The 20,636-nt window shown below is 36.2% G+C and carries 18 protein-coding genes and 2 tRNA genes; 6 read left to right on the top strand and 14 right to left on the bottom strand.

Going from position 1 to position 20,636, the window contains the following annotated elements:
• Nucleotides 1-105 precede the first annotated feature (105 nt).
• The 6 genes from yihA to J5J03_RS21255 all read right to left on the bottom strand — a co-directional run bounded on the left by yihA (nt 106) and on the right by J5J03_RS21255 (nt 8,297).
• Entirely contained in the window at nt 106-690 is a 585-nt protein-coding gene (yihA, locus tag J5J03_RS21280) for a ribosome biogenesis GTP-binding protein YihA/YsxC (RefSeq protein ID WP_208592415.1), read from the bottom strand.
• Nucleotides 680-3,010 (bottom strand): endopeptidase La, encoded by a 2,331-nt coding sequence (lon, locus tag J5J03_RS21275; protein WP_208592412.1) that lies wholly within the window; start codon nt 3,008-3,010, stop codon nt 680-682. The genes yihA and lon overlap by 11 nt, the downstream gene beginning before the upstream one ends.
• A gap of 269 nt (nt 3,011-3,279) precedes the next feature.
• Entirely contained in the window at nt 3,280-4,551 is a 1,272-nt protein-coding gene (clpX, locus tag J5J03_RS21270) for an ATP-dependent protease ATP-binding subunit ClpX (RefSeq protein ID WP_208592410.1), read from the bottom strand.
• A 487-nt stretch (nt 4,552-5,038) separates the two neighbouring features.
• Nucleotides 5,039-6,325, bottom strand: coding sequence for a trigger factor (tig, locus tag J5J03_RS21265; protein ID WP_208592408.1), 1,287 nt, complete (start codon nt 6,323-6,325; stop codon nt 5,039-5,041).
• Nucleotides 6,326-6,497: 172 nt separating this feature from the next.
• Entirely contained in the window at nt 6,498-7,484 is a 987-nt protein-coding gene (locus tag J5J03_RS21260; RefSeq protein ID WP_208592405.1) for a tetratricopeptide repeat protein, read from the bottom strand.
• Between the two features lie 144 nt (nt 7,485-7,628).
• Nucleotides 7,629-8,297, bottom strand: coding sequence for an HAD family hydrolase (locus J5J03_RS21255; RefSeq protein WP_208592445.1), 669 nt, complete (start codon nt 8,295-8,297; stop codon nt 7,629-7,631).
• Nucleotides 8,298-8,790: 493 nt separating this feature from the next.
• Here J5J03_RS21255 and J5J03_RS21250 point away from each other — a divergent pair, with 493 nt between their 5' ends.
• Together J5J03_RS21250 and J5J03_RS21245 are read left to right on the top strand one after the other, a co-directional pair.
• On the top strand, nt 8,791-8,937 hold the full coding sequence (locus J5J03_RS21250; RefSeq protein ID WP_208592452.1) for a hypothetical protein: 147 nt from the start codon (nt 8,791-8,793) through the stop codon (nt 8,935-8,937).
• 211 nt (nt 8,938-9,148) lie between these two features.
• Entirely contained in the window at nt 9,149-9,256 is a 108-nt protein-coding gene (locus J5J03_RS21245; protein ID WP_208592404.1) for a YjcZ family sporulation protein, read from the top strand.
• A gap of 302 nt (nt 9,257-9,558) precedes the next feature.
• Here the strand turns inward: J5J03_RS21245 and J5J03_RS21240 are convergent, their stop codons facing one another.
• Nucleotides 9,559-9,906: an ABC transporter gene (locus J5J03_RS21240; protein WP_208592402.1), complete on the bottom strand. Its 348-nt coding sequence runs from the start codon at nt 9,904-9,906 to the stop codon at nt 9,559-9,561.
• Nucleotides 9,907-10,439: 533 nt separating this feature from the next.
• On the opposite strand from J5J03_RS21240, the gene J5J03_RS21235 reads away from it, so the two are divergent.
• From J5J03_RS21235 to J5J03_RS21220, 4 genes are read left to right on the top strand one after another with little or no spacing between them, the layout of a single operon-like run.
• Nucleotides 10,440-11,990, top strand: a complete 1,551-nt coding sequence (locus tag J5J03_RS21235; protein WP_407927861.1) for a spore germination protein — start codon at nt 10,440-10,442, stop codon at nt 11,988-11,990.
• Nucleotides 11,991-12,016: 26 nt separating this feature from the next.
• Nucleotides 12,017-13,135, top strand: coding sequence for a GerAB/ArcD/ProY family transporter (locus J5J03_RS21230; RefSeq protein ID WP_208592398.1), 1,119 nt, complete (start codon nt 12,017-12,019; stop codon nt 13,133-13,135).
• A complete protein-coding gene (locus J5J03_RS21225) occupies nt 13,132-14,286 on the top strand; it encodes a Ger(x)C family spore germination protein (protein ID WP_208592396.1) in 1,155 nt (384 codons plus the stop codon). The genes J5J03_RS21230 and J5J03_RS21225 overlap by 4 nt, the downstream gene beginning before the upstream one ends.
• Before the next feature lie 17 nt (nt 14,287-14,303).
• Nucleotides 14,304-14,540, top strand: coding sequence for a hypothetical protein (locus J5J03_RS21220; RefSeq protein ID WP_208592394.1), 237 nt, complete (start codon nt 14,304-14,306; stop codon nt 14,538-14,540).
• Nucleotides 14,541-14,665: 125 nt separating this feature from the next.
• On the opposite strand, the gene J5J03_RS21215 is transcribed toward J5J03_RS21220, so the two are convergent.
• From J5J03_RS21215 to J5J03_RS21185, 7 genes are all read right to left on the bottom strand, one after another.
• Nucleotides 14,666-16,636: an ABC1 kinase family protein gene (locus J5J03_RS21215; protein ID WP_208592392.1), complete on the bottom strand. Its 1,971-nt coding sequence runs from the start codon at nt 16,634-16,636 to the stop codon at nt 14,666-14,668.
• Nucleotides 16,637-16,922: 286 nt separating this feature from the next.
• Nucleotides 16,923-16,996, bottom strand: a tRNA-Arg gene (locus J5J03_RS21210).
• Between the two features lies 1 nt (nt 16,997).
• Nucleotides 16,998-17,071 (bottom strand) — tRNA-Gly (locus tag J5J03_RS21205).
• A 300-nt stretch (nt 17,072-17,371) separates the two neighbouring features.
• On the bottom strand, nt 17,372-17,893 hold the full coding sequence (locus tag J5J03_RS21200; protein WP_208592390.1) for a metallophosphoesterase family protein: 522 nt from the start codon (nt 17,891-17,893) through the stop codon (nt 17,372-17,374).
• A gap of 13 nt (nt 17,894-17,906) precedes the next feature.
• A complete protein-coding gene (locus J5J03_RS21195) occupies nt 17,907-18,500 on the bottom strand; it encodes an XTP/dITP diphosphatase (protein ID WP_208592388.1) in 594 nt (197 codons plus the stop codon).
• Between the two features lie 14 nt (nt 18,501-18,514).
• On the bottom strand, nt 18,515-19,258 hold the full coding sequence (rph, locus tag J5J03_RS21190; protein WP_208592386.1) for a ribonuclease PH: 744 nt from the start codon (nt 19,256-19,258) through the stop codon (nt 18,515-18,517).
• A gap of 167 nt (nt 19,259-19,425) precedes the next feature.
• Nucleotides 19,426-20,580, bottom strand: coding sequence for a GerMN domain-containing protein (locus tag J5J03_RS21185; RefSeq protein WP_208592384.1), 1,155 nt, complete (start codon nt 20,578-20,580; stop codon nt 19,426-19,428).
• Nucleotides 20,581-20,636 lie beyond the last annotated feature (56 nt).

Raw genomic sequence — 20,636 nt, 5'->3', positions numbered from 1 at the left:
TTATATTTCTGACTTTTATCAACCTTTTGCTAGACACTTTTTTCGGTTTCTTATGTTTTTTGTCTTTCATCAGCTTTATGATGGACACTTTTGCGATTTCTAATTTTACTTGAGATAATTAGATAAATAACTCCACACGTGCTCTTTTCCTTCGCTAGTTTCAGCGGAAAAAGGAATGACACTATCCTCTGCATCTAGTTCGAGCGTGTCAATCACTCTTTTTAAGTGGGTTGCTTTTTTGTTTTTAGGGATTTTATCCAGTTTGGTTGCGATCACTAATACAGGGATCTCGTAATACTTGAGAAACTCATACATCATCACGTCATCTTCTGTAGGTTTATGACGGATATCTACGATTAACACAGTTAGTCTCAACGTATCACGGAGCGAGAAATATTCTTCCATCATCTTACCCCATTTTTCTCGCTCTTTCTTTGATACTTTGGCATAGCCATAACCAGGGACATCCACGAAGTAAAAAGCATCATTAATATTATAAAAATTAAGTGTTTGTGTTTTTCCAGGCTTTGAAGATGTTCGTGCCAAATTTTTACGATTGATCAATTTATTGATAAAAGAGGATTTCCCTACGTTTGAACGACCCGCTAAAGCAATTTCCGGCCACCGGTCTGTTGGATATTGTTTCTCGGAAACCGCACTAATCACAATTTCAGCTTTATTAACTTTCATCGTTCTCCCCCAATAATGCATACTCTAATACTGTATCTAAATGATCAACCGAAACAAACGTTAAACCTTCCCGAACACTTTCAGGTATATCTTCCAAATCTTTTTTGTTATCTGCTGGAATAATAATGGTTGTAATACCTGCTCTATGTGCACTTAATGATTTTTCTTTTAACCCGCCAATTGGCAGTACTCGCCCTCTTAAAGTAATTTCTCCTGTCATCCCTACTTCTTTTCGAACCGCTCTTCCCGTTAAAGCGGAGATCAGTGCCGTTGCCATAGTAATCCCTGCTGATGGTCCATCTTTTGGTGTAGCACCCTCTGGAACGTGAATATGAATATCATATTTTTCATGGAAATCCGGATCTATTTTTAATTGATCTGCTCTTGAACGAATATAACTGAAAGCAGCCTGTGCTGATTCCTTCATGACATCGCCCAATTTACCAGTCAACGTTAGTTTACCTTTTCCTTTTGAGATACTAACTTCAATCGATAAAATGTCGCCACCCGCAGCGGTATAAGCTAATCCTGTGGCAGCACCAATTTGATTTTCTTCCTCCATCATACCATAACGGAATTTCGGCTTGCCTAAAATCGTTTCTAATTGTTTTTCCGTAACAATGACACGTTGTTTTTCACCAGAAACAATGATCTTAGCTGCCTTTCTGCAAATAGAAGCTAGTTGACGTTCCAAACCTCGTACACCCGCTTCTCTCGTATACACACGAATAACTTTTAAGAAGGCTTCATCACGCATCTGCAAATGCCCTTTCTTTAGACCATTTTCTTTTAACTGTTTTGGTAATAAATGTTGTTTAGCAATGTGTAATTTTTCTAATTCGGTATAGCCTGCGATCGAAATAACTTCCATACGGTCAAGTAAAGGTCGTGGTACAGTTGCCAAGTTATTGGCTGTAGCAATAAACATAACCTTAGAAAGGTCATACGTTTCTTCCAAGTAATGGTCACTGAAGGTGTTATTTTGCTCAGGATCTAATACTTCCAACATGGCTGCAGAAGGATCTCCACGGAAATCATTAGACATTTTATCAATTTCATCTAACAAAAAGACTGGATTAATGGTTTCAGCTTTTTTCATACCTTGGATAATGCGGCCTGGCATTGCACCAACATAAGTACGACGGTGACCTCTAATTTCCGCTTCATCACGGACACCCCCTAGTGATATCCGGACAAAATGGCGATCAATCGATCTGGCCACAGATCTGGCTAGAGACGTTTTACCAACTCCTGGTGGTCCAACTAAACAAAGAATCGGTCCTTTCAATGAATTGGTTAGCTGTTGAACTGCTAAATACTCAAGAACGCGTTCTTTAACCTTTTCTAATCCATAATGGTCTTCATCTAGAATTTTTTCAGCATGGTTTATATCCAGGTTATCCTCTGTTTCCTCTGCCCAAGGTAATGACAGTACCCAATCAATATAATTACGTATCACAGAACTTTCAGCTGAGCTTTGTGGCACTCTTTCATATCGATTTAATTCTTTTTCTACCAATTCCACAATACGTTCAGGCAAGTCTTTTTCTTCTAGCTTTTTTCTTAAGGCTGCTAATTCACCTGTCTTACCATCTTTATCACCCAGTTCACTTTGGATGGCTTTCATCTGTTCCCGTAAGTAATATTCTTTTTGGGTTTCTTCCATCGATTTTTTAACACGTTGTCCGATTTTTCGTTCTAATTCTAATACTTCTTTTTCGTTAGAGATGATTTCCAGTAACTTCCGGAGACGTTTCGCAACATCTAACGTTTCAAGTACTTCTTGCTTGTCTGACATCTTTAAGGTTATATGTGAAGCAACAAGATCAGCAAAACGGCTTGGATCCTCAATATCTGTCACACTTGCCAACGTTTCTTTGCTGACTTTCTTTGAAATTTTAGTGTAATGTTCAAATTGCTCTAACAATGAACGCATTAACGCATCTTCTTCAGCTTTTTTCTGATGTATATCCTCTACTTCTTCAATTTCAACAAAAAATTGCTTCTCTTCATTAATAAATTGTTGAATTTCAGCACGGTACAACCCTTCTACTAAGACTCTCATCGTTCCGTTCGGTAATTTTAACATTTGATTAACTTTTGCAACCGTACCAATCGTATTAATATCATCTGTTTTCGGTTCATCTATGGCACTTTCTTTTTGAGCAGCAAGAAATATGTGCTGATCATTCATCATTGCTTTCTCTAATGCTTGAATCGATTTTTCTCGACCTACATCCAGATGTATCACCATACCAGGAAATACAATTAACCCCCGTAATGGCAATAATGGAATATGTATAAATTTTGATTCTGTCATATGGCACCTCCGTCAAAGCTACTAGTTTTTATGTATCCAAACAAATTGTAATCACCATACCTTTTGGCGAAAGCCTTTGTTCGTTTATATTGTATACAAACCTACAGTATAATTAATACCTAGTACCATTGAATGTTTCTTCTGTTGTTATAAGTTTAAAGAAGTTTCGTTTTTTTGTAAATCTAAAAGTACTTTTTTATTAGTTTTACCTATGGTTACGAAACAATACAAAATCCCTTGTTGAAACAACAAGGGATTTTTTTTACCTATTAAGCACTTTCTTTTGGAGATTCAAGGTCAAGAACTGTTCCATCCTCATGGACTAGTTTTGGTCGACCATTCTCTTGAGTAACTGTTTCTTTTGTAATAATACACTTCTTAATATCTTCACGTGAAGGGAGTTCAAACATAACATCTAACATGATCCCTTCCAAAATAGACCTTAAACCACGAGCACCTGTTTTTCTTTCAATTGCTTTTTGAGCAACAGCTTCCAGTGCACCTTCTTCAAATTCTAACTCAACGTCATCAATTTCGAAAAGCTTATTAAACTGTTTTACTAAAGCATTTTTTGGTTTTGTTAAAATATCCACTAGTGCTTTTTCATCCAGTGGCTCTAAGCTTCCGATAACTGGCAGACGCCCAATGAATTCTGGAATTAAACCAAAGCGTAATAAATCTTCTGGAAGTACTTTTGAAAGCAGGGTCGCTTTATCTAATTCCTGGTTGTCAGCGTCAGCACCGAAACCAATAACTTTCTTACCAAGTCTACGCTTCACGATCTGTTCAATACCATCAAATGCTCCACCACAAATGAATAAAATATTAGTGGTATCAATTTGAATAAATTCCTGATGCGGGTGCTTTCTTCCACCTTGTGGAGGTACACTTGCTGTTGTGCCTTCAAGAATTTTTAATAATGCCTGTTGCACACCCTCACCAGAAACATCACGTGTAATAGAAGGGTTCTCTGATTTACGAGCAACTTTATCAATTTCATCAATATAGATAATACCTTTTTCCGCTTTTTCAACGTCATAATCAGCAGCTTGAATAAGCTTTAATAAGATATTTTCAACGTCTTCCCCTACATAACCTGCTTCTGTTAATGATGTTGCATCCGCTATAGCAAACGGCACATTTAAAATACGTGCAAGTGTCTGCGCAAGCAATGTCTTACCACTACCCGTAGGACCAATCATTGCGATATTACTTTTCGCCAATTCTACCTCATCTTTCGATTTTGGTGAATTGATACGTTTATAATGATTGTATACGGCTACTGATAAGTTTTTCTTTGCCTTTTGCTGTCCGATAACGTAATCATCCAAAATTTCACAGATTTCTTGTGGTTTTGGAATATCCTTATATTCCACTTCTTCTTCTGTACCTAATTCCTCTTCCACAATCTCTGTACAAAGTTCAATACATTCATCACATATATAAACACCTGGTCCAGCGACTAACTTACGAACCTGGTCTTGGCTTTTTCCACAGAATGAACATTTCAATTGACCTTTTTCTTCATTAAATTTATACATGACATTCACCCCTTGTTCAAAAATATCTCCTATGATTCATAAAAACGATTGAACACCTTTCGTCTTTAGGCAATCATATCAAATTGTTCCAAAATAAAAAAGTAATACACTTTTTCACGTTTGTAAAGAGTATCAGTCTTTCACATCGATTACAAATAGTTTGCCTTTTTTAGGAGAAGAGTTTTCTTTATGTATATGTTAGTCTTACCAAATGTATATCCTTCTATTTCATTCATCTATTATTTGTGTAAAAAAATTGGGGCTGTATTGTTAGGAAGGATTAAGGTTAAATATGTCTTCTCGTTGCTAGCCATCTGTAAGACCCACTTCAAGCGCCAAGTAACACAAGCACATGTTTAGGGATAACAGATGCTAACACCTTGATAAGTTTTACAAATGATCAATGAGGCCTAACCCCCCACCTGATCACAGTCTCACTTTATAGAAAACAAGGTACGAGATTTCGCACCTTGTTTTCTTATACTGTTTATTTTGATTTGCTATTATCTACAAGGACATTAATTGCTTTTTTGAATTTTAAGTCTTCTTGAAGTGCTGCAGTGTTTCCACCAAGCGCTTGTTTGATTTGATCCACTTCCATATTGTACATAGAAGCCATAGACTCTAATTCTTTCTCAACATCTTCGTCTGTTACTTCAACATCCTCAGCAGCAGCAATTGCTTCTAATGTCAAGTTCGTTTTAACACGTTTTCCAGCATCTTCTTTCATTTGCTCTTTTAACGCATCTTCATCTTGACCAGAGAATTGGAAGTACATGTCTAATGTCATGCCTTGCATTTGTAATCTTTGTTCAAATTCTTGAAGCATACGATCTAATTCAGATTGTACCATTGCCTCTGGAATCTCCACTTCTGCATTTTCAGACGCTTGTTGAACTAAAGATTCACGTTTGTTGGTATCAGCTTCGTTTTCTTTTTGTTCTTGAAGACGTTTCTTTGTTTTTTCTTTTAGCTCATCAAGTGTTTCTACTTCCTCGTCCACGTCTTTAGCAAATTCATCATCCAATTCTGGAAGTTCTTTTGCTTTAATTTCATGGATTTTCACCTTAAAAGTAGCATCTTTTCCAGCTAAGTTCTCTGCATGGTATTCTTCAGGGAAAGTAATCTCTACGGCTACTTCTTCTCCTGCTTTCTTACCAACTAGTTGTTCTTCGAAACCTGGAATGAAAGAGCCTGAACCAATTTCTAATGAGTGATTGTCCGCTTGACCACCCTCAAATGCTTCTCCGTCAACAAAGCCCTCAAAATCGATTACAGCAGTATCACCATTTTCGATTTCGCCTTCTTCTTTTACAACCAATTCAGCTTGTTGTTCTTGTTGCTTTTTGATTTCTTCTTCTACATCTTCATCTGTAACTTCTGTGCTTACTTCTTCTACTTCAAGTCCTTTGTAATCGCCAAGTTTTACTTCAGGCTTTACCGTAACTTTAGCAGTAAAAATAAGATTTTTACCTTTTTCGATTTGTTCGATATCCACTTCTGGCTGGTCTACTGGTTCGATGCCAGTTTCCTCCACTGCATTTGTGTACTCACCAGGAAGAATAATATCTACAGCATCTTGGTATAATGATTCTACACCAAAACGTTTTTCGAACATTCCTCTCGGCATTTTTCCTTTACGGAACCCAGGTACTTGTACTTGTTTTACAACCTTCTTAAAGGCCTGGTCTAAAGCACTATCGAATTTGTCTGCATCTACCTCTATCGTTAAGACGCCGACATTACCTTCTTGCTTTTCCCACTTTGCTGTCATTCTAAATTCCCTCCAACATAAAAAAATCTGTATATTTGACGTTCATTCAATATACCATCCTATAATAGACCGAACGCAAATTGCAACCATCTTATTATAACATAATTGCATTTGCTTTCAATAATAATAACGTATGTAGTATTTTTTTTGCAATGAATTTTATCACCAGGCATTAAACATCTAAAATTGATCCATAAAGTGTCTCTGATATATCAATCATTTTTAAATAATGTTCCTTGATAACAGAAACCTGGCGATCATCTTCCTGATCGAGGAGTTGGAAACTTCTGCTTACATAATACAACAACGACTCAGCTAAAAGTTGATAGTTTTCCTTTTGTGGTAAGAAAGGGGTGTATACATATGCAAAGCGTTCTATTATGAATTGAATCATTTGGTATTTAGTTGGGTCTTGCTGTTGTATATTATCTAACCAATAGGTAACACCTGTTATAAAGGAAACAGGTAAAAGGTCGTTTAATTCTTTTATATGTATTTCATCTGTCAATTGAAACTTTTCAATATGTATCGGTTGGTCTGGTTGTACTTTCTGATAATATTCTAATAATGCCGTCTTTACCACTGGATGAATTTCCGGATTCTTTAACATTTCTCTGAAAAAAGGTTTATCGTGATATACTCCCAACTGAAGTAAGCGCTTCACCATATACCATTGCTGACGATCATTTTTCTGTTCAATTGCTTCCTCTAATTGTTTCTGAACTTCTATGTATGATTTTCTATCTTCCTGTTGCTGTAATTCTTTACTTAGTTGATACATATGTCGTAATTGATCTCTAATATGAGAAGGAATCTTTTTTTGCGTTAAAGCCTCATCAACGAGAAGCATCACTTCATTATACTTACTTGACTGAAATAACAATGTGGCATAAATATGTACATAAGAAGCAAAATAATCGTCTTTTTTAGTGATTAGTTCTTCACACAAATCTTCCGCTTCATCGTGCATGTTAAGTTCCATCATGCATATTAATTTACCTGTCATTACTTCATGTGACCGGACACCATTTTCCGTTAATTGATGAAAAAAGTCATATGCTTCCTGAAAATGATTTTCCTGCATGGCTGTTTTCGCTTTACCTTCTAGATTATCTTTCCATTTAGGAAAAATAATGATGTTTTCCCTTTCTTCTTCCATTGTCTCACCTGCCTTTTCCTTATGATAGTAGATACTATTATAAAGTTTATTTTAATATTACTCAAGCATCAGATGTGCAGCGAAGGACTGAATGAATATTGGTTGGTAATGATGATCGTGATTAGGATCTTTTTAATATCCGGGTTAGTTTGATACTTGAAAGTTTTTAATGATAATCGGAATCTCATTTAAATGATCGATAACAAAGTCTGCACTGCCTGATGTAATATCAGATGTGTATTTCCAAATCGTTTGCATGCCAACTCGTTTGGCAGCATTTATATCATTTTCGGGGTGATCTCCAACAAAAAAACATTCATTCGGTTGTACTTGTAAATGTTGTAGAGCTTTTTCAAAAATTTGAGGGTTTGGCTTTTTTATCCCTTCTATCTCTGAGATTAAAATGATCGAAAAATATTTATCAATTTCTAAAGCATTAATACTATCCTTTTGAAATGTGCCTTTTCCATTTGTGATCATCCCAAGTTTTATGTTCATATTCTGTAAAGTGTTTAACATCTGATGCAGACTTGGGAATGGTTTACAACTATGACAAAACCGACCTATATAATCATCTAACAACTCTTTCCATGTTAAATCCATAATGGCGAATTCTTTAACTAACTGTTGATACACTTTATCCTTCCAGACCATTCCTCTGTTATCTAGTTCGATAAAACGACTTATATACAGGTCTTTATCTATATGTTGTAAAGCTTTATAATATTTATTATATTGATTTTCAACAAAAATATTTATCGACGAGTCCCGGTCTAACAAAGTGCCGTCTAAATCGAATAAAACAGCTTTGATTGATCATCACCAGCCTTTTTCTTCTTATTATAACAAATACAACAAATAAAGTTTAAACCGAAATGAGGTGAATTTGGTGTTGCTTCAACACCATTCTAAAAATGAAATTACAACAATTAACGTACCTATTTATTTTGTTAACAGGATTCTCCATTGGCATTCATCAAGCTTTGGAACACACTTTCACGCAAATAAGCATGATTATTTTTATTATTATTACTTTCCTATTAGTTGTGAAGGATCTGCGCAATCCCTCGAAAAATAAAAAATAATGCAATAGTCATGTATTCCCCACACAGATACTTAGCAAATTGATACTCCTTAAAAAGCCACTTATTCCATTCTTTTTATAAAATATAGTATCTGTATGTCCCTTCCATCATTCCCATGCTTTCTTTATTAATGAGAAATGATTCCCATACATGTTTTTATCCAATCTCCAAAAAATATTAGAGGCTATATAAAGCCAACATATCTTTCGGAGGTGTTTATGGTGAGAAATATTCAATGGCTATCTGTACTTGGTTCCATCGGAGTCGGTATTGCTGCATATAGTATGATGAATGGTCGAGGGCAAGGACAACAAGTTCAACGATTACTTTCCAATGTAACAAATATGGGCAATCAAGGTAGACAATAACTTATTTAGAGGACCTCACGTTTAGTAGGTCCTCTAAATAAACGAGAAAATTGTTACTGTCTAAAAAACGATATCTTAAGATCACTTCTTATATCTTTTCTAGTCCTTAATTAATCAGTTTATTTCGAATTTGGATGGCAGCTGTCCGTTACAACTTTTGAAAATATTACATAATATGCATTATCTGAGTTTAAGGAGGTGTTTTCTTACGATGAGTGGATATGGAGCTGGTTACGGTGGAGGTTTTGCATTAATTGTAGTATTGTTCATCCTCTTAATTATCATTGGTGCTTCCTACGCTGGTGGTTACGGCTATTAATGTGATTTTTAGTGTATCGCACAGTTTATAACCTCCTTTGTAGATACAGATGGGCGCCCGTCTGTATCTCATTACATAAGTTACATATTTTTATCCTACTTATCATCAGCATTCAATCTTGAATGATCAGACTAACAAAGACTGTAGTAGCAAGGAGTAGGATGGCAATCCGAAAGAGAATTGAACTCCTTCCCCATAAATTAGAAAGCTGCTGTCCATTCACAGAAATTATACACTATCAATAACATTGATTCATAACGAATAAGCGACATATTAGCGACAATAAATTAAAATAAATATAATTAGCTAATTCTCAAAAGCGACTTTAATTCATTATAAACCTCCTTAACTTGGTCATCTGCATAGGTATGAATATGAATGCCTATTTCTACTTTATTTTCTCGCAAATAAGGATGGATTTCTGTAGTATCTGCAATGTTATATATACCTATTAATATCTCCAACGTTTCACCTATTAAAAAGTTATTTTTTGTATTAAGTAAAACCCTTATAACAGCTGGAATATTCTTGTATGCTTCTTCAGAACTCAACCCATCTACCAGACTCTCATATGAATTTTGAAAATACCATTCATCGATTTCTAACTTCTTTTCCCAATCCTCAAAAATTTCCAAAATTGCTTTTTCCATATTATCACCTCTTTGTTGTTATTTTTTGGTGAATTTAAAATCATTAAACTGCTTCTTCTTATTGTAATTAAAATGAATGGTGAAAATCTTTCCTTTCTTCACTTTAAAAGTTCGTTGTATAACTTAATCTTTACTTTCAGGCCATTTTTCATCTTTCATTTTAGCAGCAGGAACAATCTGTTTAGCTCCATTTAACCTTGTCATACGCCCTTTAGCCCCCTATATATAATAGGCAGTTTCTCGTCTTAATTAAAAGGTATTATTAATTATTCAACCGGTTTTAAGATGACTGGGATAGTTGCCTCTCTTCCTTCCTCTCAAGAGAATTTGATATATTGGGTTGAACCATTAATAATGAGTGAGAAACAAAGAAAAACAAACCGTTCTCAAAAAAACTGCCTTAATATTGGAAGCCTGGCACATACACTTAGACATTTCCAACAATGGTATATTTTTGATTGATAAGGTGATACTACGTATATTGGCAGAAAATGTGATTTATATCCCTATTACCATGAGAAAGTGTGAGCCGTGTGTTTAATCGAAGAAAGTTAAAATTCAATCAAAAGAATAAAGAACAGCAGGATGATAAACTAGTTCCAAAACCTCTTTATCCTAATTTGGACCAAAATCTAGAAGTGTTGCATTTTCTTTATAAAGATTGCTCAGATATGGTTTTCCGTTCATTTGTAATTGCTGATCAGACAAAGGCTCAATTAATTTATATAAAAGGCATGTCAAATATTGAAGAAATGGATAGTAATGTATTAACTCCACTTATACAAAAAGCTGATCAGCAATCTATCAATCCTAAAACCTTGATTGAACAGAGGCTGTCTGTTGCGGAGGTCACAAGAATTGAATCTTTTGATGCCTGTATCGATCAGTTATCCATTGGTAATCCGATTTTGTTATTGGAAGGTAATCAACAGGGATTTGCTCTGGGTTTAGCTAAATGGGAGAAGCGAGGGGTTGAGGAACCGTCTGGTGAGTTGGTTGTTAGAGGTCCACGCGAAGGGTTTACTGAAAGTGCGGGGGTAAATACCTCTTTGCTCCGAAGGAAGATCAGAAGTCCCCAATTAAAAATGAAAACGTTAAAGGTGGGACGTTATACACAAACTACGATTATGATAACCTATATTGAAGGTCTATCGGATAAAACGTTGATTGAAGAAATTAGTCAACGTATAAAACGAATTGATATTGATGGGATATTAGAATCTGGGTATATAGAAGAATTAATTCAAGACAATTCTTACTCACCTTTTCCACAAGTACTTGTTACGGAACGGCCAGATACAGCAGTTTCTAATTTACTTGAGGGGCGTGTAGTTATTATTGTAGATGGTACACCTTTTGTTTTAGTTGCTCCAACGACGTTCTATTCCTTATTTCAATCTGGAGAAGATTACTATCATCATTTTATGATATCCACGGCAACTCGCTGGTTGCGCTTTTTATTTTTGTTCATTTCTCTTCTGTTGCCATCTTTTTATATTGCTATTATTACCTATCACCAAGAGATGGTGCCAACTACATTGCTACTTACTATGGTGGATTCACGTGAAGCTGTTCCTTTTCCTGCTCTAGTTGAAGCTTTGCTTATGGAGATTACATTTGAAGGATTACGGGAAGCAGGACTTAGACTTCCTAAACAAGTAGGAGCTGCTGTTAGTATTGTAGGAGCATTAGTTATTGGCCAAGCAGCTGTGGATGCTGGCTTAGTTTCCGATCCTATGGTCATGGTCGTTGCTCTTACCGGTATCGCTTCCTTTACCATTCCACGTTACAATATTGCGATCCCTTTTAGAATGTTACGTTTCCCAATGATGTTACTCGCCGGAACATTCGGTCTGGTAGGAATCATGATGGGACTATTGGCTATTTTGACACATATGAGCACGTTACGTTCTTTCGGTGTGCCTTACCTTTCTCCAATGGCACCGATGAAAGGAAAGGATATGAAGGATACTTTAATACGAGCACCTTTATGGAAATTAAATACGCGTCCCCATTTAACGGGAGAATATAATGAATATCGGCAAGATTCCGATCAGAAAACCTTCCGCCGACAAGGGAGGTGAGAAAGAGTAAAGTAGAGGTGAAATAAATGATTGAAAAAGGAAAAATATCTGCCTTACAGATGGGGATCTTAATGTATCACGCTATTATAGCAACGGGGATTCTTTTTATTCCGAGTACAGTTTATGAAGCTGCTAAACAGGATATTTGGATCTCACCAATTTGGGCTTGTCCTTTAGGTTTGTTAAGTGTATATATCGCATACAAGTTACACACACTTTATCCCAATAATACAATTATACAATACAGTGAACATATTCTCGGCACCTTATTAGGTAAGCTACTTGGATTCGTCTTGTTGTTATTACTATATACTTCTGCTAGTGTAATGATTTGGCAATATGGAGAATTCGTTGTTAGTGAATTTCTCCCGCACACCCCGAAGTTCGTAATAATAGGAATGATGGTTCTATTGTGCGCATTTGCTGTTCACGGTGGGCTCGAGGTTATAGGTAGACTGGCTGAAATGGTTGTTCCGATTTTTTTCTTGTTATTTTTTATCATCATCATTCTACTCCTTCCAGATATAGAGATAAAGCGAATGCTGCCAGTGATGGAAAACGGGATGATGCCTTCCATAAAAGGTTCGGTTACGTTATACACATGGTTTGCTCAATTCGGAATCATTTACTTCTTTCTTCCTTTTTTAACAAATCGTGAAAAAGGAATGAAATCAGGAATGTTTTCGGTACTAATTGTTACGTTCACGTTGATGTTAACCAATATCATCATTATATTGGTCTTTGGAAATGTAACGGAGAATTTTAATGCCCCCCTCATGAGCGCCACGAGATATATTAGCATAGCTGAATTTTTGTCTCATCTTGAAGCACTTGTTATGGCGATTTGGCTTGCGGGGACATTTATCAAAATCTGTGTATTTTATTATGCAGTGGTGTTGGGGACTGCCCAATGGCTCAACCTTTCAAACTATCACTCGCTTGTATTACCAGTTGGTTTATTGATCGGGGTGTTTGGTATGCAGGCCTTCCTTAATTCAGCAGAGGCAGCCGAACATTTTCGTATAGTCTCTCAAGGGTTTATGGATACTTTAGTGTATGGAGTAATAATTCCAATGTTTCTCTTCTTTGTTGCCTACATACGAAAACTGAGAATTTTCAAACAGAAAGGGAGACGAGAACGGTGAGATGTACGAAAGTAATTTATTTCATTGGTATCATCTTTTTTTTGCTCACTGGTTGTTGGGATCGGAAGGAAACCAATGATCTGTGGGTTGTAACCGGAGTCGGTCTGGATCAAACAAAAGGTGGAGAAGTAGAAGTAACAGTTGAAATACACTCCCCGAGTGGTAATGAAGGGGACGGAGCAGGAGGAGAGGGTAATCAGGCGGGAGGAAATAAAACGATTCTTCAAACGGGAAAAGGTGTATCTATACCAAAAGCCATTGAGGATCTTGATACAAAACTTCCACGGGAAATTCTTTGGAGTCACACGGAAGCGATAGTGATCAATAAGGAATTAGCTGAGACAGGAATTCGTGAAGAATTAGATTTCTTTATCCGTCATCCTGAGCCACGTTTGAGAAGTTACGTGTTTATCAGTGAAGGAAATGCAAAAGATATCATGGCATTACTTCCTCCTTTGGAAAGAAGCTCGTCCGAGGTACTAATAGAATTAGCTAAATCTGAAATTTTAATGAAGGTGACGTTGTTCGACTTAATGGAAATGCTAAAGGGAGAATCAGGCGCTTCCATTCTTCCTATGATTGATATATTGCCTCCTGAAGAAGGAAAGCAACCATTAGAAACGATTGCGTATATTAATCGTTCAGCTATATTAGAACACGGAAGAATGATTGGAACGATTACCGATCGGTTAACTAGAGGTGTGCTCTGGTTTAGGAATGAAATCAAAGAATCTACCGTTACAGTAAAACCTGAAGAAGCAGATGGACTTATTTCTATGAAATTAATTAAAGGAAGGACAGAGCTGATCCCGAAAATAGACGGCAACCAATTAAAAATGACGGTAAAGGTAGAAACGATAGATGATGTTATTCAGAATAAGACAAATTGGGACTTGAAAAATATGGAGAAACATAAAATGTTGGAAAAGGAGTTAGCACAAAAGATTGAAATGCGGCTAACAGACACGCTAGAAATGGTCCAAAAAGAGATGGAAGTAGATATAATAGATTTTGGTGAAACATTCCGACAAAAACACCCTGACAAATGGAAGTCAATAAAACGAGATTGGAAAGAAAGATTTCCTTCTGTAGAAGTGACATTTGAAATTAAGGCAAGTGTTTTAAGAACAGGGCAAGGAAGTATACCTTAATGTAAGAGGTGAAGAATATGAAAGGGATCTACATACTCAGTATAACAGCAGTAGTACTGTTAATATTTATTTATCAATGGCCTAAAATAGAATCAACCAAGGTAAAAGAAAAAGTTGCATTCGCAACCATAACAATAATAGGTTGGGTAGCATCCATTATTTACATTGTTTTTCCATATTCGACTTCACCGGCAAAGATCGTTGATTTCATTCTAATAAAATTAAAAAATATCATCTTAGCCCTTTTTAGTTAACAAGTTATCGAGATTAGGCTATATGGAAAAAAGTGTTGACTATTCTTGAGGAGTTGAAATGAAAGTAGGTAACTGCCACAATGTTTTTTATTAATTATCAACTATGTGTAAGATTGTCATCACACTTATATTTTTGGTTTCAGATACCTAATCACAGACATGATAATTATTATCATACCGACTCCAAAGCCTAACATAGATAAAGGAGCAAGTAAAAATTGCATTAACTCACCTTGCACGAAAAAGCTCGTAAGCATGACAACCAGACATATCACTGTAAAGACGCTGACTGTTAAAATCCCTATAAAATCATTCAAGTTATGATTTTTCTCATGAACTATCGTGATTTTATCGCCCTTAAGAATAGGCAATTCTAATAATTTCGGGATATAGTCCTCTAACTGTCCCTTGACTTTACTTAGACGCTTCTCAGCCAACTGTCCTTTATCAATATGATTCGCGTATGATTCACTCACTGTTGTTAAGGAGTATTCTTCATCTACAGATGACAATGTCCCATCTAAAGTAACGATTGCTCTAAAAGCACCGGCAACAGTTGGTTTTAATGATAGTCCCATCTCGGTTATCATTGACATCAGTCGTTTCATCATCACACTAGTTGGATCATGTGAAAAAGATGCTTCTGATAAAAGTCTACTGAGACGTCGTTCTATAGTATCTTCATCGCGTGAATCTTCTCCTTCACAAATCCTCATCAAACCATGTGTCATCTCTTTCGTATCATTATTGCTATAACCCAATAGGAAACTTAACATCCCATCTCGTTCATCATCTGATAAATAACCAACTGAGCCGAAATCAATTAGCGCAATTTCTCCACTTTTTGTTAACATGATGTTCCCAGGATGTGGATCAGCATGAAAGATACCAATCATCAGTATTTGATTTAAAAAAGCGTGCATGATCATTTCTGAAACGTCGGTTGTCACTTCTTTTGTAAAACTATCTCCTTCTATATATTCCATCGTTAATATATGCTTATTCGAATACTCAGAATAGATTTTAGGCACTCTTATATGAATATCGTATTCCTTAAATGCTTTTCTTAACAGGTTTGTATTCAGGGCCTCGATATCGAAGTCAGTTTCTTCCATAAGATTCTTTTTAAACCCTTTTGCGAGTTCTATTAAACCAATTCTTTTAATTTTAGACGAGCGTTCTGAAAGCCATGACACAAATTGAATTAATAAATTTAAATCCACTGTCATCTTTTGTTTAACATTAGGTCTTAAAATCTTAACTACCACTTTCTCTCCAGTTAACTTAAGTGTCGCTAGATGGACTTGTCCAATAGAAGCTGCAGCGATTGGTCGCATATCAAATGATTCATAAATATCATCAATGTTACCAATTTTGTTATCAATAATTGTTTTAAGCTCATCTGTTCGGAGAGGTTGTACTTGGTCATGTAAATTAGAAAACGCATCGATGTAGTTACTAGGTAAAATATCTTTTTTTGTTGATAATACTTGCGCAAACTTAACAAAAATCCCACCCATGTTATCCAGAATTTCAGCAATTACATGCGGCAGCTTCGCATGATCTTGTTGAATCAAATGATTTAAACCTTTTCGTGAAGCAATCCACAAAAGTTGAATCATGCGCATGAAACCACGAATTTTATTCACGATATATAGAAGGGGGTTAGGTGTTTGTAATACTTTAAAATTGAAGAGAGTAAGAAGCATATATGTATAGCAAGCGATAAATATAATTAACAGCGGATAATAGATAAACATAACTCTCAAGGTCTCATCACGATCAGATATATTAGAAATTTGATTGAAGTATGTAAAAGTTAGCACGAGCGTCACGATGGACGTACTAAATAGCACAGCAACCATTAGCTTAAGCTGTTCATTTTTAAATACCTTAACGTTCGCTATAATAAAATAAATAATTAGAGTAGCAATCATGATACTGGTCAAATAAAATTGATCTTCTAGAACTTGAACCAGTACACTAACAACTAGTGCACCGACTAACGATACGATTACTTTATGATTCGAGTTAAATAAAGAAGAAAGTAATAGGAATATTATGAAACACACAATTAATACACTTAAAAAGAACATATCTCATTTCACCTAGCCACTTTGGTTGATTATAGTCTAAGTTATAAAGTGTGTTTTGTAAACGGGGAGTTTTCCACTTAAAACAAAACGACACAGTCCTCTTCACATTGTTACTACGTTAGGGTAATAGTGATCGTACTAATCGTGATGAGGACCGAACACAATGAAGGAAGACTTGCTCCCTTGATGGATATTATAACATAATAATGAAACACCCACCACTTAATATTTGCTACTAAAAATTAAAAAAACCTCACAACGACTGTCGTTGCAAGGCTTTTACTAGCGTCCCAGGAGAGATTCGAACTCCCGACCCACAGCTTAGAAGGCTGTTGCTCTATCCTGCTGAGCTACTGGGACATGGAGCGGGTGAAGGGAATCGAACCCTCGACATCAGCTTGGAAGGCTGAGGTTTTACCACTAAACTACACCCGCATTATGTAACGTTATATCTATGTTTTCTAAACTACGCACTACCATGTTCCTGCATCTACTAGCTATTTCACAGAAGCAAATGCTTCGGAACAACTCGAAGATTATTCGGTGGATGTATTGCTCGTGGCTGAGGTTTTACCACTAAACTACACCCGGATTTCTATGTATTTTTATTATGTATCTCGTTAACGGACAAGTACCATTATATAAACTTAAGCTATGATTGTCAACATAAAATTATAAATTTATTATTACATACTCGTAACAAGCCAGCAGAATTAATATCTGCTGGCTTGTTATTTATGTTAATGAAGTTTGATAGGCAAGACTGGAAATCTCCTGCTGATCCTTTGTGTAAAAACGGATATCAATATTTTCTAATTGTTCATCTGCTGTCAGGATTGCATATGATCCAGGGTGTGCACTTCGCGGTTGGCGAATACTTCCTGGATTAATGAATAATTGATCCTTTACTTTTTCAGCACCAGCGACATGTGAGTGACCAAAACAAATAACATTGGCGCCTAACTCTTCTGCACGATAGGATGCTGGCATTAACGTTGATTTAATTTGAAATAAGTGACCATGTGTAACAAAAAAATGTAATTTCCCTATTTGAAAATTAATTTCTTCTGGCAAACGGAAATCCATATCCATGTTTCCTTGAACTACTTGGAAATCTGCAAGTTCTTCGCTGTCTGCTTCTAATTCAGAGTCACCACAGTGGACCATCGCATCGACTTCATGTTGATGCCGAGCTTTTATTTCAGAAACTTCACTTGTCCAACCGTGACTATCACTAAGTATTAAAATTTTTGGCATGTCTCCACCCCTTTTACAACTGCTTTACCCAGTTTTCCATTTTATCTAACGCTTTTTTGCGGTGACTAATTTGATTTTTTTCTTCTGGAGTCATTTCTGCCATTGTTTTAGAGCTGCCAGTAGGGTAAAAGATCGGATCATATCCAAAACCTTTCTTACCAATTGCTTGGTAACCAATCGTTCCTTCACATTCTCCACGTTTAAATACCGTTTGCTTTCCTGGTTGGGCTATAGCTAATACACACACAAAACGACCTGTACGTTCAGCTTGTGGTACATTTTCCATTTCAGTTAGTACTTTTTCCAGATTGGCTTTATCATCTTTCTCCTCACCAGCATATCTGGCTGAATATACACCTGGTGCACCTTGAAGTGCATCAATCTCTATTCCTGAGTCATCTGCAATGACCGGTATATTGAATTTTTCACAAATCGCTTCTGCTTTTATTGCCGCATTTTCTTCAAAGGTTGTACCTGTTTCTTCAATATCATCAATTGGCTCTGACAAATCTAATAAAGAAGATACTTCTATTTCTAACAGGTCAAATAAGCTTTTAAAATCTTTCATTTTTCCTTCGTTTTTTGTTGCGATTATTAATTCTTTCATATGAAAAAGCTCCCCTAGGATTGTTCTGTGTTATCTTGATAAGGTTTGATTGCCTCTGCTTGAATTTTAAAAATCTCTTTTAAACCTTTTTCAGCAAGAGCTAACATTTTCGTTAGTTGTGTACTTGTAAATGTTGCTTCTTCTCCCGTACCTTGGAGTTCCACAAATTCACCTTTACCAGTCATCACCACATTCATATCGACATGTGCTTGGGCATCCTCAGAATATTCTAGATCTAAAATTTCTGTTCCCTCTGGTAGTACCCCGACAGAGATAGCTGCAAGATAATCTGTTATTGGTAATGATTTAATTTTTTCTTCTTCTAATAATTTTCCTAATGCATGTACAACCGCGACAAATGCTCCAGTAATCGATGCAGTTCGTGTACCGCCATCTGCCTGAATCACGTCACAATCAACCCAAATCGTACGTTCTCCGATAGCATCTAAGTTTACAACCGCACGTAGTGATCGTCCGATTAAACGTTGAATTTCCATGGTTCGTCCGGAGACTTTACCTTTTGATGACTCTCGGATGTTTCTCGTTTCTGTTGCTCGAGGTAACATCGCATACTCAGCCGTAATCCAGCCTTTTCCTGATCCTCTCATAAATGGCGGAACTCGATCCTCCACACTGGCATTACATATCACTTTCGTATCACCAACAGTAATTAAAACGGACCCTTCGGCATGTTTAGTAAAATTAGTTTGAATATCAATTGATCTTAATTGATCTATGTCTCTCCCTGTTTCACGCATTCTATTTCCTCCTTACAATACTGTTCTATCTTAACATATTTTCTCAGTACATGGGTTTTTCATACATAAGAAATTTAGCTAAAAAGATAGCACCCGCTCCAATCAAAATGAAACGGGTGCCGAGTTTTTAATAATGAATAATAAAACAAGTAGATTCAATGAATGGATTAAATACTTTCAGTTGGCGTAACCATATCTCTTGATACTGGTTCTGAATATGGTTGTCCACTTTCACTTATCACTTCTTGATGATTTTCAACAGAAACCTCAACAGCCTCGATGTCTTCTTGTTCAGTTAATGTGAGTACAATCGATTGCATCACCTCATCGGCGATCACGCTTTTCGCACTATTTGCTAATATATTTTCATTAAAATTTAATGAAAGGACCCCATCTTCAAAAACAGGTTCTGACGCAAGTTGTGAGCCCGTATTAACAAAATGCTGTAATGGTAAATCAAATGAAGGGCCATCCATTAAAGCTTGTACAATAGATTGATATGGGGTCTCTTCATTCATTGGAACATGTTGTGTAATAGGAACAAAGTAGACCATTTCATCACCTTGCATTGGAAAGTAAAGCGTAGTCGCCTTACTTTCCATTAAATCAACTCCGTCAGTTTGTTGAATGTTAATTCCGTTAGCTCGAGAATACCCTTCCGTTAATGGTGTACCATTTACTGGCATGGAATCTTGTGCTTCTCCTTCGATCCATAACTTAACACTATTTACATTTTCAAACTGTGTTAATGTATGTGTCATGGCTTCTAGAATTTTTTGTTCATTCTCTGCCTCATATGTTGTAAATTCTTCCGAAACATTTACCACTAATGTTCCATCAGCTTCTAAATTCAAGTCAATAATTTCAGTTCCTGCAGGTAAAACTGCCTGAAATCCACTAGGTAATAGAGACGTGACAGGTCCATCCTGTACCAGATATTCTAATACTTGCTTCGCCACTTCTTTAGATTCTGGAGCTGGCACTTGTACTTCTTGAGGCACGACTAAACCATTTTGATCTAACAAGTATAAAACTCTTGTAACTGATTCTGTAGCCGTCGCTGAATCTTCTCCTTCTGCCTCTCCTTCTTCCACTGGATCTTCTCCTTCACCTTCTGCTTCACCTTCGCTCTCTTCTGGATTTGCTTCTGAATCATCTGCACCTTCTGGCATGTTTTCCAAGTCATCTGTTAATTCTGCATCTTCGGGTGGTGCATCTATTTGATCTAATGTCTGTTCTCCTTCAAAAACACCACAACCCACTAACAAAAGCAAACATAATAATACAACCCCTGCATACTTTTTAGCTAAATCGATTTTCATAACCGATACCTCCTACGATGGTTTGTACTACTATGTATACGAGCTTATTATTAAAA

Origin of the sequence: Gracilibacillus suaedae, from assembly GCF_017599345.1 — a bacterium.
In the GTDB taxonomy this organism is placed as follows: domain Bacteria; phylum Bacillota; class Bacilli; order Bacillales; family Amphibacillaceae; genus Gracilibacillus; species Gracilibacillus suaedae.
The sequence above is the reverse complement of the archived record's forward strand: the minus strand, read 5'-3'. Positions and strand labels throughout refer to the sequence as shown.

Bases quoted from the DNA above. Each gene is read 5' to 3' on its own strand.
- yihA (WP_208592415.1), bottom strand. From the start codon at position 690: ATGAAAGTTAATAAAGCTGAAATTGTGATTAGTGCGGTTTCCGAGAAA.
- lon (WP_208592412.1), bottom strand. From the start codon at position 3,010: ATGACAGAATCAAAATTTATACATATTCCATTATTGCCATTACGGGGG.
- clpX (WP_208592410.1), bottom strand. From the start codon at position 4,551: ATGTATAAATTTAATGAAGAAAAAGGTCAATTGAAATGTTCATTCTGT.
- tig (WP_208592408.1), bottom strand. From the start codon at position 6,325: ATGACAGCAAAGTGGGAAAAGCAAGAAGGTAATGTCGGCGTCTTAACG.
- J5J03_RS21260 (WP_208592405.1), bottom strand. From the start codon at position 7,484: ATGGAAGAAGAAAGGGAAAACATCATTATTTTTCCTAAATGGAAAGAT.
- J5J03_RS21245 (WP_208592404.1), top strand. From the start codon at position 9,149: ATGAGTGGATATGGAGCTGGTTACGGTGGAGGTTTTGCATTAATTGTA.
- J5J03_RS21240 (WP_208592402.1), bottom strand. From the start codon at position 9,906: ATGGAAAAAGCAATTTTGGAAATTTTTGAGGATTGGGAAAAGAAGTTA.
- J5J03_RS21230 (WP_208592398.1), top strand. From the start codon at position 12,017: ATGATTGAAAAAGGAAAAATATCTGCCTTACAGATGGGGATCTTAATG.
- J5J03_RS21220 (WP_208592394.1), top strand. From the start codon at position 14,304: ATGAAAGGGATCTACATACTCAGTATAACAGCAGTAGTACTGTTAATA.
- J5J03_RS21215 (WP_208592392.1), bottom strand. From the start codon at position 16,636: ATGTTCTTTTTAAGTGTATTAATTGTGTGTTTCATAATATTCCTATTA.
- J5J03_RS21200 (WP_208592390.1), bottom strand. From the start codon at position 17,893: ATGCCAAAAATTTTAATACTTAGTGATAGTCACGGTTGGACAAGTGAA.
- J5J03_RS21195 (WP_208592388.1), bottom strand. From the start codon at position 18,500: ATGAAAGAATTAATAATCGCAACAAAAAACGAAGGAAAAATGAAAGAT.
- rph (WP_208592386.1), bottom strand. From the start codon at position 19,258: ATGCGTGAAACAGGGAGAGACATAGATCAATTAAGATCAATTGATATT.
- J5J03_RS21185 (WP_208592384.1), bottom strand. From the start codon at position 20,580: ATGAAAATCGATTTAGCTAAAAAGTATGCAGGGGTTGTATTATTATGT.